Here is a 14,980-nt window from a genome sequence, read left to right on the forward strand (position 1 = left end):
GAAACGTAGACCGGATGTAGGACAGCGCGTGGCCTATTTCCTTGGCAGCCTGGTCGGCATGACGGACACACCGGCACGGCTGCTGACCCTGCTGTCCCTGTTGCAGACCCCCCGCGAATGGCCCGGCAGCGAGCTGGCGGAGCGGCTGGGGGTCAGCCCGCGGACCATTCGCCGCGACATCGACCGCCTGCGCGAGCTGGGATATCCCGTCGAGGCCAGCCTGGGGGCGGTGGGCGGCTACCGGCTGGTGGCGGGGGCCGCGATGCCGCCGCTGGTGCTCGACGACGAGGAGGCGGTGGCGATCGCCGTGGGCCTGCGGGCGGGGGCCGGGCACGCCATCGAGGGCGTGGAGGAGGCGTCCGTGCGGGCGCTGGCCAAGCTGGAGCAGGTGCTGCCTGCCCGGCTGCGGCACCGGGTGAGCACGCTGCAGACGGCCACGCTGGCACTGACCCGCGGGGACGGGGCGAGCATCGATCCGCGGACGCTGACGCTGGCGGCCTCGGCGGTGGCCGGGCAGGAGAAGCTCCGCTTCGCGTACCGGGCGGGCGACGGTGCGGTGTCCCGGCGGCAGGTCGAGCCGTACCGGCTGGTGTCGACGGGGCGGCGCTGGTACCTGCTCGCCTACGACCTGGACCGGGCGGACTGGCGGACGTTCCGGGTGGACCGGGTGTCCGAGCCGTTCCCGACCGGGGCCCGGTTCGCGCCGCGGGAGCTGCCGATGGGCGGGGACGCGCTGGCGTTCGTTTCGCGGGGGCTGCGCGGGCAGCAGGAGGAGTACGAGGCCGAGGTGGCCTTCGGGGTGCCGGCCGGGGAGGTGCCGGGGTGGCTGGGGGTGGCCGAGCCGGAGGGGGCCGATGCGTGTCGGGTGCGGTTTTCTTCGGCGGATGCGCCGGACTGGCTGGCGATGCGGCTGGCGATGACGGGGTTGCCGTTTGTGGTGCGCGGGCCGGAGGCGTTGGCCGCGAGTGCGGCGGTGCTGGGGGCGCGGCTCTGCCGGGCGGCGGGGCGGGGGTGACGCCGTTCGGGGCTCCGCCCCGGACCCCTCCTCAAACGCCGGAGGGGCTTGAGCTGGGGCTCCGCCCCGGACCCCTCCTCAAACGCCGGAGGGGCTTGATTTTGCCCCGGCGCGGTGGGCCGGTGCGGGCCCGGGTCGGGTCCGCACCGGCGGAGGGTCAGGCGACGGCGTCGAAGCCGGTGTCGGTGGCCATTTTCTTCAGTTCGAGGAGGGCGTGCTTTTCGATCTGGCGGATGCGTTCGCGGGTCAGGCCGTGCTGCTTGCCGACCTCCGTGAGGGTGCGCTCGCGACCGTCGTCGATGCCGTACCGCATCTTGATGATCGAGGCGGTGCGCTGGTCGAGCTTGGCGATCAGCTCCTCCAGCTCCTCGCTGCGCAGCAGGGAGAGCACCGACTGCTCGGGCGAGATGGCGGAGGTGTCCTCCAGCAGGTCGCCGAACTGGGTCTCGCCCTCGTCGTCCACGGACATGTTGAGGCTGACCGGGTCGCGGGCCCAGTCGAGGACGTCGGACACGCGCTGCTCGGTGGAGCCGAGCTCGGTGGCGATCTCGGCGTGCTCCGGGTCGCGGCCGTTCTCCCGGTTGAACTCGCGCTGGACGCGGCGGATCCGTCCGAGTTCCTCGACCAGGTGGACGGGGAGGCGAATGGTGCGGGACTGGTCGGCTATGGAGCGGGTGATCGCCTGCCGGATCCACCAGGTGGCGTACGTGGAGAACTTGAAGCCCTTGGCGTAGTCGAACTTCTCGACGGCGCGGACCAGGCCGGCGTTCCCCTCCTGGATGAGGTCGAGGAGCGGGAGGCCGCTGCGCGGGTAGCGGCGGGCGACGGCGACGACGAGGCGGAGGTTGGACCGGATGAAGATCTCCTTGGCCCGCTCGCCCTCGGCGGCCAGCAGCTCCAGCTCTTCCGTGGAGGCGGAGCCGGCCTTGCTCGGGTCGATCTCCCCGTCGAGGATCTGGCGGGCGAACACGCCGGCCTCGATGATCTGGGACAGCTCCACTTCCCGGGCGGCGTCCAGCAGCGGGGTGCGGGCGATCTCGTCCAGGTACATGCCCACCAGGTCGCGGTCGGCGATCTCCGCGCCGGCGGCGCGGCTGCCGGCCTCGGACTGACGACGGGCGACGGCGCGGGTTGCCATGCGTGCTCCCTTGCAATGAGTTCGGTCGCGGTGCGGCTTCGGTGCGTCTGGCTGCGGCCCCCCGGAACACTCTCCCGAGTGCCCGCATCCGAAGGAAACAACGACTGGAATCGGGACAGAATTCCCACGCCGCGTCTCTTTTTTTGCGATCTTGCAGTATCCTGCCCCGCCCCGGTCGCGCAGCCGGTCGTGAGCCGTGTGCGGAGCGTGCCCCGCTGCCTGGTAGGACGGCGATCCGGGCACCGGGGTTGCCCGGGCGTATGACCGATTTGCCGGAAGGTTCGGGGCCGCGCCGCCGGGCCGGGGAACGCCGGAGGCCGGACGCGGCCCCCGGCGGGGGTGCGTCCGGCCTCGTCACGGCGTGGCGCCGGTGCCTCGGCGGGCCCGGTCGCTCGGTGGGACCGGTGGGGTCAGTGCGCGATGACCGGGACCTTCACCTCGTCGCCCGCGCCGTCGCCGGAGCCGGCGACGACCGTGGTGTCCGGGCGTCCGGTGTTGATGAGGGCCAGGGCGATCACGGCGGAGGCGGCGAGGATGCCCACCGCCCACCAGATGGCCGCGGCGTAGCCGTGCACCATGCCCTGGGCCTGGAGGGCCCCCAGCGCGGCGCCGCCGGCGGCGCCGTCGGCGGCGTGCGACACCAGGTACGAGGTGGTGGCGGAAGCCGCGATGGTGTTGAGCAGGGCGGTGCCGATGGCGCCGCCGACCTGCTGCGAGGTGTTGACCATCGCCGAGGCGACGCCGGCGTCGGCCGGGTCGACCCCGTGGGTGGACAGCGACATCGCCGGCATGAAGGCGGTGCCCATGCCCAGGCCGAGCAGCAGCTGCGCGGGGAGGATCAGCGCCGGGTACGAGGAGCCGACCTCCAGCTGGGTCAGGAGGAGCATGCCGGAGGCGGCGACCAGGAAGCCCGGGCCCATCAGCAGGCGCGGCGGGACCCGCGTCATCAGGCGGGCGCCGATCTGGGTGGAGCCGATGATCATGCCCGCGATCATCGGGAGGAACGCGAAGCCGGTCTTGACGGCGGAGTACCCCTCGACCACCTGGAAGTAGTAGGTGAGGAAGAGGAACAGGCCGAACATCGCGATGACGGCGAGGCCGAGCGAGAGGTAGACCCCGCCCCGGTTGCGCTCGGCGAGCACGCGCAGCGGCAGCAGCGGGGAGCGGACCTTGGACTCGGTGAACACGAAGGCACCGAGCAGGACCACGGAGCCGACGAACAGGCCCAGGGTGACCGGGTCGGTCCAGCCGTCGGACTCGGCGCGGGTGAAGCCGTACACGAGGGCGACGAGGCCGAGGGTGGAGAGGATCACGCCGGGGATGTCCAGCGGGGAGCGGTTGCGGGCACCGGCGGGCTCGCGGATGACGAACCAGGCGCCGACGGCGGCCACGACCGCGAACGGGATGTTGACGAAGAAGGTCCAGCGCCAGTCGAGGTACTCGGTGAGGAAGCCGCCGAGGATCAGGCCGACGGCGCCGCCGCCGCCCGCGATGGCGCCGTAGATGCCGAACGCCTTGGCGCGCTCGTTGGCGTCGGTGAACATGACGGCGAGCAGCGAGAGGGCCGCGGGGGCCAGCAGCGCGCCGAAGGCACCCTGGAGCGCGCGGGCGCCGAGCATCATGGCCTCACCGGTGGCCGCGCCGCCGAGGGCGGAGGCCGCGGCGAAGCCGACCAGGCCGACGATGAAGGCGTTCTTGCGGCCCCAGAGGTCGGCGATCCGGCCGCCGAACAGGAGCAGTCCGCCGAAGGCGAGCGCGTAGGCGGTGATCACCCACTGGCGGTTGCCGTCGGAGATCCCGAGGTCCTGCTGGGCGGTGGGCAGGGCGATGTTCACGATCGTCGCGTCGAGCACGACCATCAGCTGGGCGAGCGCGATGAAGACGAGGGCTTTCCAGCGGCTCGGGTCCGCGGTGAGGCTCGGTTCGGGCGTTTTTGACATGGGAGTAGCCACCTCTTGGCGCATTTCTCAAAAAAGGGATGTTTACGTCGTACGAAGTCGGTGGGGGCGCGCAGCCCCGGAAGGTCAGCCGGCGGCCTCCGCGGCGGCGGCCCTGAGGGTGTCGAGGGTCGCCGGGCTGCCCGGCAGCTGGGAGCGGGCGGGGGCGCGCAGGCCGTCGAGGAGCAGCTGCAGGTGGCGGTGGACGAAGCGGTCGGTGGCCGTGCAGGCGGTGCCCGGCAGCGGACGGCTCAGCTGGGAGAGCGCGAGCAGCAGGTCGCCGGCGGCGACGTCGGTGCGCATCAGCCCGTCCGTCTGGGCGCGCTGCACGATCCCTTCGACCACGGCCTCCAGCCGGTCGCGGGCGGCGAGCAGCTCGGGGTGGTCGTGTTCGAAGTCGCCGGCGAGCATCGGGCACAGGGCGCCGATCCGCTCGTCGGCCGCCTCGTGCACGAACCGGCCCAGGGCCGCGAACGCGTCGGGCTCCTCGGCGAGGGCCGCCTCGGCGTGTCCGGCGACCCGGTCCATCACGTACCGGACCACCTGGCGGACCAGGGTGGTGCGGTCGGGGAAGTGCCGGTAGAGCGTCGCGTTGCCGATGCCGGCGCGGCGGGCGATCTCGTCGAGCGGGGCCTGGGAGCCGTGCTCGACGAACATCTCTCGGGCCGCGGACAGGATCCGCTCGCGGTTGCGCAGGGCGTCGGCCCGCGGTCGTACGGCCTTCGCACCCGCGGCCGCGTCCTGCGGGGTGCGGGGTGCGGGGGTGAGGTCGACGGCTGCGGTGGGCCTGGCCCCGGTCCGGGTCGCGGTGTCCACGTCGGCGCTCCCTTCGGCTGCTCCGGTGTCTGCGCCGCCCGGCAAGCGGGGAGCGGGTCCCCGTTTTGAGGACATCGGGTTAAACGGGGAAGGCGTCCCCGGTTATTTCGCGCGCCACTGTGACGTGAGTCACATGACTGCCACGTTCGGACGCTCCCGGCGCGCGGGCCCGGCGGGGCCGACGGAGGGTGATCGCACGAGCGCAGCACGGGTCCGGCCGGCTGCCGCGGACCCGAAGGCGACCGCATGCCGCAGACCCGCCACCGGATATGCCGACACCGCCGGACCAGCGCCTACATCGGACTCACCGCGCTGGCGCTCGGCGTCACCGCCACCGCCAGCGACGGCATGGGAACCCGGCCCCGCACCACCGCCGGCCCCGTGGCGGCCGCCGCGAACGAGACGGCCCTGGCGCCCTGCCGGATCTCCGGCGCGATGGGCGTCCAGATGTCGGAGGGCCTGCCGACGCCGCCCGGCTACTCGCGCTCCACCGGCGAGGTCCGGGCCCTGAACCTGATGATCGACTTCCCGGACGCCAAGGGTGAGGGCACGGCGAAGGACCGGCTGGCCGAGTTCTTCCCGCAGACCTCGGACTGGTTCCGCACCAGCTCGTACGGGCGGCTCGTGTACCTGCCGGAGGCTCCGGTGACGGACTGGCTGCGGATGCCGATGCCGTTCGCCGCGTACGGGATCGAGCGGGGCTCCCCGTACGAGCCGGGGTACCGGCAGCTGGTCGAGCACATCGTGAAGGCGGCCGACCCGGAGGTGGATTTCAGCAAGTACGACCTGGTCAACATCCTCGTGACGCCGAACGCCGGGCCCTCGGCGCTCGACACCGTGCTGTCGGTGACCTTCTCCGGGAACGGGGAGGCGCCGGTCGCCGACGGGGTGCCGCTCGCCAACACCTCGTTCGTCTACAGCCGGCAGGACGACGGCTCCGGGTCCTACCGGGAGACCGGATACCGGGTGCTTCCGCACGAGAACGGGCACGTCTTCGGGCTGCCCGACCTCTACACCGCCGACGGCGGCGGCACGGTCGGCCACTGGGACATCATGAGCGAGGACTGGGGCGCCAACAACGACCTGCTCGGCTGGCACAAGTGGAAGCTGGGCTGGCTGGACGGCGAGCAGATCGGCTGCGCCTCCCGGCCGGGCACCAGCGACCACGTGCTCAGCCCGCTGGCCGTGAAGGGCGGCACCAAGCTGGCCTTCGTCCCGGTGTCCGGGTCCGCCGGGTTCGCCGTCGAGGTGCGGACGCTCGCCGGCAACGACGAGGCGGTGTGCAAACCCGGCGTGCTGATCTACAAGGTCGACTCGGAGGTGGACACCGGGCGCGGTCCGGTCACCATCTCCGACAGCGCCGCGGAGAGCGGCGGCTGCACCCGGCGGCCCAACGTGCACGCGGAACTCTCGGACGCGCCGTTCGGGCCGGGCGAGACCTTCACGGACGAGGAGAGCGGCATCAGCATCTCGGTGGTGGGGGAACTGCGGAACGGGAACTACCAGGTGCGGATCACCCGGCCGTGAGGGGCCGGGGACCCGTACGCCCGTCACCCGCGGTCAGATCCGCGTCTCCTCGCGGCGTCCCATCGCAGCCGCGTCGGGTATGACGAGCAGCTTGCCGGTGGTACGCCGGGCCTCCAGATCGCTGTGGGCCCGGGCGGCCTCGGACAGCGCGTAGCGGCCCGTTACGGCGACCTCAAGTGCCTCGGAGCGCACCCACTCGAACACATCGGCGGCCCGTCGGAGCAGTTCGGACCGGTCGGCGATGTAGTCCCCAAGGCTGGGCCTGATCAGGGTCAGCGAACCGCCGTGGGCGAGCCGGATCGGATCGAACGGCGGCACGGCACCACTTGCCGCGCCGAAGAGCACGAGATGGCCGCGGGTTCGCAGGCTGGCGAGACTCGCATCGAAGGTGTGCGCGCCGACGCCGTCGAAGACGACCGGCAGTCCCCGACCGCCGTTGAGCCGCCGCACCTCGGCTGCGAGATCGTCGACCGCGGAGGAAAGGATCACCTCGGCCGCCCCGGCGCGCTTCGCCAGCTCGGCCTTCGCCGTGGTCGACGTCGTGCCGATCACCCTGCCGCCGAGATGGGTGATGAGCTGGGTCAAGAGCAGCCCCATGCCGCCGGCAGCCGCATGCACGAGCACCGTGTCGCCCCGCTGAACCGGGTAGGCGTCCTTGACGAGATAGTGCGCCGTCATGCCTTGCAGGAGCACGGCGGCGGCGCTCTCGAAGCCGATGTCGTCGGGCAGCGGCACCAGCCGGGAGGCGTCCACGACGGCCCGCTCGGCGTACGTGCCGGGAATCTCCACCCACCCGACCCGGTCCCCCACTGCGACGTCGGCGACGCCGGGTCCGACCTCGACGACCGTGCCGGCGCCCTCGGCGCCCGGGGTGAAGGGCAGCGGGAGGCTGTACCGGCCTTCGCGGTGGTAGACGTCGAGGAAGTTGACCCCGGATGCGGCGACCTCCACGACCGCCTCGCCCGGCCCCGGCCGCGGCTGGTCCACTGTGGCCTCCTGCAGCACCTCGGGACCGCCCACTTCGTACACCTGAATCGCTCGCATGACCCTCCAATTTCGGCTCGTTCCCCTCCAACCCCCTTGCATGGCCGTTCGATTCCCGGCAGGCAGACCAGCCCGCCGGCGCCCCGTCCCCGCTCGCGGGCCCGTCCAGTGGGAGTGCAGGGCGGGTCCGGATCCGCTCGCGGATCCGGACGGGCGCGACGGGCCGGGCCTATGGTCGTGCCATCGGACGATCACCCCAGGGAGACCCTGATGACGGCCCTGCTGCGCCTGCGCCCCCTCTCGACCGCCACCACCCGGCTGGTCTGCTTCCCGCACGCGGGCGGCTCCGCCGGTTTCTTCCGGGACTGGGCCGACCACGTGCTGCTCTCCACGGAGCTGCTGGCCGTGCAGTACCCGGGGCGCGAGACCCGGATCCGCGAGCCGCTGGTGCCCGAGCTGCACGCCCTCGCCGACGAGATCACCGAGGCCCTGCTCGCCGAACCGGTGCGCCCCACCGCCCTGTTCGGGCACAGCATGGGCGCGGCCCTCGCGTACGAGACGATGCTCCGGCTGGAGGCCGCGGGTGCGGACCACTTCACGCGGTTGTGCGTGTCCGGGCGGCGGATGAGCGGGTTCGACGCGCAGATCCCGCAGGAGCCGTTCTCCGACGCGGAGCTGGACCGGCGGCTGCGGAGCCTGGGCGGCACGGATCCGGAGGTGCTGGAGCACCCCGAACTGCGGGATCTGTTCTTCCCGATCATCCGGAACGATTTCTTCCTGATCGACCGCTACCGGCCCGACCCGGCGGCGCCGCGGCTGCGGGCCGAGGTGGTCTCCGCGACGGGCGACGACGATCCGAGGATCACGCCGGAGCAGGCGGCGGAGTGGGCGACCGTCACCACCGGGCCGTCGAGCACGCACGTCTTCCCCGGCGACCACTTCTACCTGACCGACCACATCGAGACACTGGCCCGGCTTGCCACCACCCGCCTCGCCGTTCCGCGCCTGGCCACGGCCCGCTGAGGCCGCCCACGGGCCCCCGACATCGGCTAACCTGTCCTCGACCCGCCTTCGTAGCTCAGGGGATAGAGCACGGCTCTCCTAAAGCCGGTGTCGCAGGTTCGAATCCTGCCGGGGGCACGTGAACAGCAGGCTCCTCGCCCGACCGGGCGGGGGGCCTGCGGTGTTTTCCGGGGCTTCCGGCGGCACGTGCGCGCGCTCAGGTGCGGACGAGGTCGGCGTAGAAGATCACGTTGTTGGCCCGGTGGCCGTTCTTCAGGGGGCCGCCGCAGGTGAGCAGGCGGAGTTCGGGGCGGTCGGTGGGGCCGTAGACCTTGCCGGTCGGGAAGCGTTCCTTGGGGACGTCCTCGACCTCCCGGACGCGGAAGGCGGCCGTGCGGCCGTCCGCGCGGGGGACCTCGATGCGGTCGCCCGGCTTGATCTTCGCGACGTCCTTCATGAGGGCGGGGCCGTGCTTGGTGTCGTAGTGGGCGACGAGGACGGCGGCACCGCGCTCGCCGGGGGTGGGGCCGGCGGTCCACCAGCCGGGGGTGTCGGCGTCGGTGTCCGCGTCGGGGACGGCCAGCTCGCCGGAGTCGTCCGTGGTGAGGTCGAGCATTTTTGCCGCGGCCACGTGGGCGGTGGGGATGCGGAGGCCCGTCGGGCGGGACTCCGGCATCGGTTGCGCGGTGTCTGCTGCCGGGGCGGCGGCCGTGCTCACGACCTCCGGGTCGGGGGCGATCGCGGCTCCGCCGCAGGCGGTGAGCGTGAGCGAGAGGGTGGCGGCGGCGAGGGCGGCGAGGGCGGTGCGGGTCAGCGTGGGCATCGGGAGGCTCCGGGGGACGTTCTGACGACGCCGTCGACGCTACGGCGAGCGTGTACGGGGCGTCCCTCGGCCGCGTAACGGTCGCCCGGCCGTGCCGGCGCGATCCCGTAACCACCCCGGGGCTCCGCCCCGCACCCCGCGCCTCAATCGCCGGCGGGGCTCAGTGATTCGGGGCTCCGCCCCACACCCCGCTCCTCAAGCGCCGGAGGGGCTTGATCTGGGGCTCTGCCCCTGGCCCCCGCGCCTCAAACGCCGGCGGGGCTGGATTTGCCCGCGGGCCGAGGCCCGGCAGGGGCAAGATCCAGCCCGTCCGGCGTTTGAGGACCGGGGTCCGGGGCGGAGCCCCGGGACCAGGCCCGGCGGCGGAGCCGGCCTGTCAGCTCAGGCCCTTCGTGCGTTCGCCGATCCGGTCGCCCTGGGGGCTGCCCGCCCGCTTGAGGGCCGCCTTCGTGTGCAGGCCGCCCTTCACCTTGCTGCGGAGGGGATGGTCGAGGCCGTGCCCCTTCGTCCACGGCGCCTCGGTGGTGCGGGGTTCCTTCTTCTCTTTGGCCATCCCGTCGTCACTCCTTCGGAGTCTCATCGGACTATTCGGAGCATATGCCGCACCTCGTGACTCGGCACGCGGAGCTAAGGCCGGACGCCGGCGATCAGCGATTCGGGACAGGCCGTCCCCCGCGGCAGCTGGTACGGCGCCGCCACCCGGTACTCGCCGGGCGCCGGGGCCAGCAGGGTGGTCCATTCGTCGCCGTGCTCGTCCGCCGGCGTGCGGAACAGGCAGCCCGCCACGTTCGCCTCCTCCGTCGGCGGCGTCACGCTGCGGCCCTCGCGGTCCACCAGGCCCAGCCACGGCGAGTACGGGATCCGGATCCGGACCGCGCCGGCCTCGCGTACGTCCACGACCAGCTCCCCCGCCCCGGCCCGCCGCACCGTCGCCGGCGGGTCCGCCAGCGGGGTCGGGCCGCCGACCCGGAACAGCTGCCAGTTCGCGTCCCCCCACACCCGCTCCAGGTACGGCACCCCGCCCCGGATCAGCTCCGCCTCGTCCACGCCGCCCGAGTCCGGCTTGTCCGCCGGCAGCACGACGTAGTGGACGGCCCAGCGGTCGAGCCACTCGCGGTAGTTCTGCGCGTCGAGGGTGTCGTCGTAGAAGAGCGGGTTGCGCTCCAGGTCCGCCTGCCGGTTCCAGCCGCGTGCGAGGTTCACGTACGGCGCCAGCGCCGAGGACTCCCGGTGACTGCTCGCCGGCACCACCTCGACCCGGCCGCGGTCCGCCCCCACCTGCTGGAGCCGGTCCACCAGCGGCGCCAGCTCGCGCGCCCAGGCCGCCTTCGGGGTGGTGCGGACGACGTCCATGACGCTGTTGGTCGCGATCCACGCGTTCAGACCGGTGAAGGCGAGCACCAGCAGGTACCACCGCCGGCTGCGCGGCACCGCGTACGGCAGGGCCGCCAGCAGCACCACCCCCGCGAAGAGCATCGCGAGCCGGGTGACGTTCGAGCCGACCTGCGAGTCCACCGCCCAGGTCAGGAACACGCCCGCCGCGTACACCCCGGCCGCCAGCCGCACGGTCCGCCACTCGGCGGGTACGAGCAGCAGCACGAGCACGCCGAACAGGAACGGCAGCGACACCGACGCCAGCGACATCGGCTGGGTGCCGGAGAAGGGGAACAGCCACGCCGACAGCCCGACCACCGCGACCGGCGGCAGCCCCAGGCAGAACGCACCCGGCCGCCGCCCGGCCAGGAACAGCGCGGCCGCGACCACCCCGAGGAACAGGCCCGCGACCGGCGAGGCGGCCGTCGCCAGGCCCGCCAGCGGGACCGCCACCGCGGCCTTGCCCCACCGCAGCAACAGGCCCCGGCGGCAGCCGCAGCGCGGGACGGCGTGCGGGCAGCGGGACCACTTGCGCGGCCAGCAGAACACCGCCGCCACCGCGCCGAGCGCGAACATCAGGCCGAGACCGAAGGTCACCCGCCCGGACACCGCGTTGCACAGCAGGGCGAAGACGCCGGCGAGGGCCGGCGGCAGCGGGTTGCGCACGGCACCCCGGCAGCGGAAGAGGATCAGCGTCACCAGACCGGCCGAGACCGTGCCGGCGATCATCATCGTGGTGCGGACGCCGAGCACGGACATCAGGTAAGGGGACACCACGCTGTACGAGACCGGGTGCATGCCGCCGTACCAGGCGAGGTTGTACGCGGAGTCCGGGTGCCGGCCGACGAACTCGGCCCAGGCGTCCTGGGCGGCCAGGTCGCCGCCGCTGTTGGCGACGAGGAAGAACCACGCCACGTGCAGGACTCCGGCAAGCGCGGTGACCGCGCCGACGACGGAGCCGACGGGGTAACGGGCGCGGAACCGGGCGAGGGCGGAGGTGTCCGGGGCCACCGCCTCCGCGGCCACCCCGGATCCGGGTATGCCGGGGCCGCCGTCCCGGTCCCGGCCGGGGCCACGGCCCTGGTCGCGGCCGTCCGACGGCGGCTGCGCCGCGTCCTGCGCGCCTGCCTCCGGCGATGCCGGCTCAGCGGTCGTCACTCGTCACACCCCACATCGTCCCGCCCACCCCCTGGGCTGGACGTGTTCCGGCGCCCCGGGGTTGCCCGGGGCGCCGGAACACATCGTGCCCGTCCTGGGCCCGGCTGCCTCAGCCGAGCCGCGTCAGCTTGCTTCCGAAGCCGGGCTCGGCCAGGTCGGTCCGAAGGACCACCGGGACCTTCACCTGGCTGGCGCCCGCGCCGACGGTCAGCGTGCCGACCTCGGTACCGGCCCTCGCCGAGTGCGGCAGCGCGCCGGACCCGCCGAGCTTCACGTCCACCTTCAGCGAGGCCCAGCCGACGGCATCCACGTCCGCGCCGGCCACGACCGGCGTCCGGCCGCCGAGGCCGTCGTCCACGTACCCGACGACATCACCCTTCTTGATCACCTTGGCGCCGGTGAGCGCGTCCTGGGTCTCCAGCATCAGCTTCTTGCTGGCCGCGATGGCGGTGTCCAGGATCGGGGTGTCGTGCTGGCCGAGGACGGCGCCGACGATGAACTGGTCCGTCTTGCCGACCATCTTGTGCGCGGCGAACAGCAGGTTGCCGCCGGCGGCCGTGGTACTGCCGGTCTTGATGCCGAGCGAGTTGTTGTACGGGACCAGGGAGTTCCAGTTCCGCCACTTCTTGCCGTACTGGTCCTCCCACTCCGGCAGCTTCGTGATGTCGCGCAGCACCGGGATCTCGATGAGCTTGAGGCCCAGCTTGACCTGGTCCTCGGCGGTGCTGACGGTCGTCGCGTCCAGGCCCGAGGGGTCCGTGTACGTGGTGTTGGTCATGCCGAGTTCGCGGGCGGTGTCGTTCATCTTCTTGACGAACGCCTCCTGCGATCCGGAGTCCCAGCGGGCCAGCAGGCGCGCGATGTTGTTCGCGGAGGGGATCATCAGCGCGGCGATCGCGTCGTACTCGCTGATCTTGTCCCCGGCCCTGGCCGTGTTCATCGTGGACTCGTTGTCCGTCTTGTCCTTCTGGCCCTCGCGCTCGGCGGTCTCGTCGATGGGGATCATCGCGCCCTTTTCGCCCCGCTTGAACGGGTGGTCGCGCAGGATGATGTACGCCGTCATCGACTTGGTGACCGAGGCGATCGGGATCGGCTTCTGCTCGCCGGACGAGGCGATCGTGCCGAGGCCTGAGGCGGCCATCCAGGACTGGCCCTTGGGGGGCGTGGTCAGGTTCGGCTTGCCGCCGTCGAAGGTGTACGAGGAGTCCGCGGTCATCGTCAGCGTGACCTCGGGCAGCGGGCGGACCAGCTGGACGACGGCGAAGACGATCAGGAGCAGCAGGACCAGCGGGGTCCAGATCTTGAACCGCCGGACCGTCGTGCGCAGCGCGCTCGGCGGCGGGGGCGGGTTGTTGGTGAGGTCCGCCAGCATGTCGAGGGGCGGCTTCGGCGGCAGCGGCTGCTGCTTGGTCCGCTCGGGCTCGTCGAACGCGGCGAGCGAGGCGGCGGACGGGCCGGCGGGCGCGGTGGGCTTGCCGGGTGCGGCGGGGCCGGCGGGCGGCTTCGGGGCGGCGGGTGCCGGTGCCGGTGCCGATGCCTTGGGCGTGGCGGGCTGGTACGGGGTGACCGGCTTGGGAGCGGCCGGGGTGCGGGGGGTGTCGTCGCTGCGCAGCGGGACGAAGGTGCTCGCCGGGCGCCCGCCGGCGGGCTCGGCCTCGCCGCCGGGGGCGGGCTTGGGCACGACCGGCGCGCGGAACACGGCGGTCGGCTGGTCCACCTCGGGGGCCGGCTCGGGCTCGGGCTTGGGCTTGGGCTTGGGGGTGACGGCCTTGAGGACGGTGGTCTCGTCGGACTTCGGGGCCGGCTTGGGCGTGACCGCCTTGAGCACGGTCGTCTGCTCGGCGGCCGGCTCGTCACCGGGCTTCTTCACGGCGCGGAACACGGTCGTGTCCCCGCCGGCCGGTGCCGGTCGCCGCTCGGCGGTGGCCGCCCAGGCGGCGACGGAGGCCCGCGGGTCCTCCCCGGGCCGCTGCCCGCCGACCCGCGGGTCGCCAGACTTTGCATCCGCATCCGCATCCGCATCGGAGGCGGAGGCGGAGGCGGAGGCGGCCGGACCCTGCTCGGCCGACGCCTTGGCCGCGGCGGCCGGAGCGGCGGCGGCGGGCTTGGCCGGGGCGGCCGGAGCGGACTCGGGCCGCTCGGCGGGGCTCTCCGCCGCGGCCGGATCGGGCTTGGCCGCGGGCCGGCGCACGGCGAACCAGTCGGTCGACTCCGAAGCCTTGGGGGCGGCGTCCTCGGCCGCACCACCGACCGCCTCCGCGGCCTTGGCGGCACGGGCGGCCGCGGGCTCGGCCTTGGCGGCACCGGCAGCCGTAGAACCGGCCTTGGCGGCGGCATCCGTTGCGGGCTCGGCCGCGGGCTCGGCCGCGACACCGGTCCGGTCCGCGCCGTCGGACGCGCCCGCAGAGCCGGCCTCGCGCTCGGCCGCACTTCCGGCCGGGGCTGCGGTCTTGGCAGGTCGGGCGGCCGCGGGCGCGGCCTTGGAGGCGACAGGTGCAGACCCGGACTCGGCGGCATCGGCGGCCGCCGCCTCCGCCGCGGGCTCGCCCGGGGTCTCGGCCCCGGCCTCGCGCCGGGCGGCGCCCTCGGTCCGGTCCGTGCTCCCGGCCGCATCCGCGGATCCGGACCCGGTCGCGGTCGCTTCCCCGGTGGGGGCGGGACCCCCGGACGCGTCCTCGGCGGCGGGCTCGGGCTCGGCGGTCGGCGTCTCGGTCGGTACGCGGCGGGCCGGGAGTTCCTGGGTCACGTCGGACGGGGTCACGAAACGGGAGACGGAGCCGAGGAGTACCGTGGCGTCAGGACTCGGCTTCGCAGCTGCGACCGGTTCGGCCGGCGGCGGGGTCGTCGTACGCGCGTCGGACTCGGAGTCGGTGCCGTCGGAGGGTTCGTCATCCGGTGACGCCGACGTAGCCGGCGTGCGGAAAACCGAAAGGCGGGGGTCGCGCTCCTCCGCGGAAGAGTCCGTCGCCCCCGGCGAACCTTGCTGTACCGACTTGTCGGGGGACTCGCCCGCCACCAGTTCCTCCTCGTTCGCTGTCCAGTTGCCCAGCTGTCCGAACCGTCTCACAGTGTCCCGTCTCGGGGGCATCGCCCTCGTGGTAGACGAGAACGACATAGTTGCCGGTTCCCCCACAAAGCGGCCAGGCACTCTCGACAGATGAATGTGAGAGGGGTCACCCTGTCACTCATCCACGCGGGGAGGCATG

11 protein-coding genes and 1 tRNA gene are annotated in these 14,980 nt (G+C 73.3%); 4 read left to right on the top strand and 8 right to left on the bottom strand.

What is annotated here, in order from left to right; genetic code table 11:
- The first annotated feature begins 58 nt into the window (after positions 1-58).
- Positions 59-1,015, top strand: a complete 957-nt coding sequence (locus LG634_RS16280; protein ID WP_226734536.1) for a helix-turn-helix transcriptional regulator — start codon at positions 59-61, stop codon at positions 1,013-1,015.
- Between the two features lie 157 nt (positions 1,016-1,172).
- Here LG634_RS16280 and LG634_RS16285 read toward each other — a convergent pair whose 3' ends face one another.
- The 3 genes from LG634_RS16285 to LG634_RS16295 form a co-directional block, all read right to left on the bottom strand.
- Positions 1,173-2,153 (bottom strand): sigma-70 family RNA polymerase sigma factor, encoded by a 981-nt coding sequence (locus tag LG634_RS16285; protein ID WP_226734537.1) that lies wholly within the window; start codon positions 2,151-2,153, stop codon positions 1,173-1,175.
- A 410-nt stretch (positions 2,154-2,563) separates the two neighbouring features.
- Positions 2,564-4,093, bottom strand: coding sequence for an MFS transporter (locus LG634_RS16290; protein WP_226734538.1), 1,530 nt, complete (start codon positions 4,091-4,093; stop codon positions 2,564-2,566).
- A gap of 84 nt (positions 4,094-4,177) precedes the next feature.
- Positions 4,178-4,906, bottom strand: coding sequence for a TetR/AcrR family transcriptional regulator (locus LG634_RS16295; protein ID WP_372482435.1), 729 nt, complete (start codon positions 4,904-4,906; stop codon positions 4,178-4,180).
- Positions 4,907-5,152: 246 nt separating this feature from the next.
- Here LG634_RS16295 and LG634_RS16300 point away from each other — a divergent pair, with 246 nt between their 5' ends.
- On the top strand, positions 5,153-6,433 hold the full coding sequence (locus LG634_RS16300; protein WP_226734539.1) for a M6 family metalloprotease domain-containing protein: 1,281 nt from the start codon (positions 5,153-5,155) through the stop codon (positions 6,431-6,433).
- Positions 6,434-6,466: 33 nt separating this feature from the next.
- Here the strand turns inward: LG634_RS16300 and LG634_RS16305 are convergent, their stop codons facing one another.
- Positions 6,467-7,477 (bottom strand): quinone oxidoreductase family protein, encoded by a 1,011-nt coding sequence (locus LG634_RS16305; protein WP_226734540.1) that lies wholly within the window; start codon positions 7,475-7,477, stop codon positions 6,467-6,469.
- Positions 7,478-7,687: 210 nt separating this feature from the next.
- Here LG634_RS16305 and LG634_RS16310 point away from each other — a divergent pair, with 210 nt between their 5' ends.
- Positions 7,688-8,440, top strand: coding sequence for a thioesterase II family protein (locus LG634_RS16310; protein WP_226734541.1), 753 nt, complete (start codon positions 7,688-7,690; stop codon positions 8,438-8,440).
- Positions 8,441-8,484: 44 nt separating this feature from the next.
- Positions 8,485-8,557, top strand: a tRNA-Arg gene (locus tag LG634_RS16315).
- A gap of 79 nt (positions 8,558-8,636) precedes the next feature.
- Here the strand turns inward: LG634_RS16315 and LG634_RS16320 are convergent.
- From LG634_RS16320 to LG634_RS16335, 4 genes are all read right to left on the bottom strand, one after another.
- Positions 8,637-9,242, bottom strand: coding sequence for a class F sortase (locus LG634_RS16320; RefSeq protein ID WP_226734542.1), 606 nt, complete (start codon positions 9,240-9,242; stop codon positions 8,637-8,639).
- Positions 9,243-9,618: 376 nt separating this feature from the next.
- Positions 9,619-9,795, bottom strand: coding sequence for a hypothetical protein (locus LG634_RS16325; RefSeq protein ID WP_226734543.1), 177 nt, complete (start codon positions 9,793-9,795; stop codon positions 9,619-9,621).
- Positions 9,796-9,869: 74 nt separating this feature from the next.
- Positions 9,870-11,774, bottom strand: coding sequence for a DUF8823 domain-containing protein (locus tag LG634_RS16330; protein ID WP_226734544.1), 1,905 nt, complete (start codon positions 11,772-11,774; stop codon positions 9,870-9,872).
- A 109-nt stretch (positions 11,775-11,883) separates the two neighbouring features.
- Positions 11,884-14,520, bottom strand: a complete 2,637-nt coding sequence (locus tag LG634_RS16335) for a D-alanyl-D-alanine carboxypeptidase family protein (RefSeq protein ID WP_226734545.1) — start codon at positions 14,518-14,520, stop codon at positions 11,884-11,886.
- Between the last annotated feature and the right edge of the window lie 460 nt (positions 14,521-14,980).

It is taken from the genome of Streptomyces bambusae (genome assembly GCF_020532645.1).
In the GTDB taxonomy this organism is placed as follows: domain Bacteria; phylum Actinomycetota; class Actinomycetes; order Streptomycetales; family Streptomycetaceae; genus Streptomyces; species Streptomyces bambusae.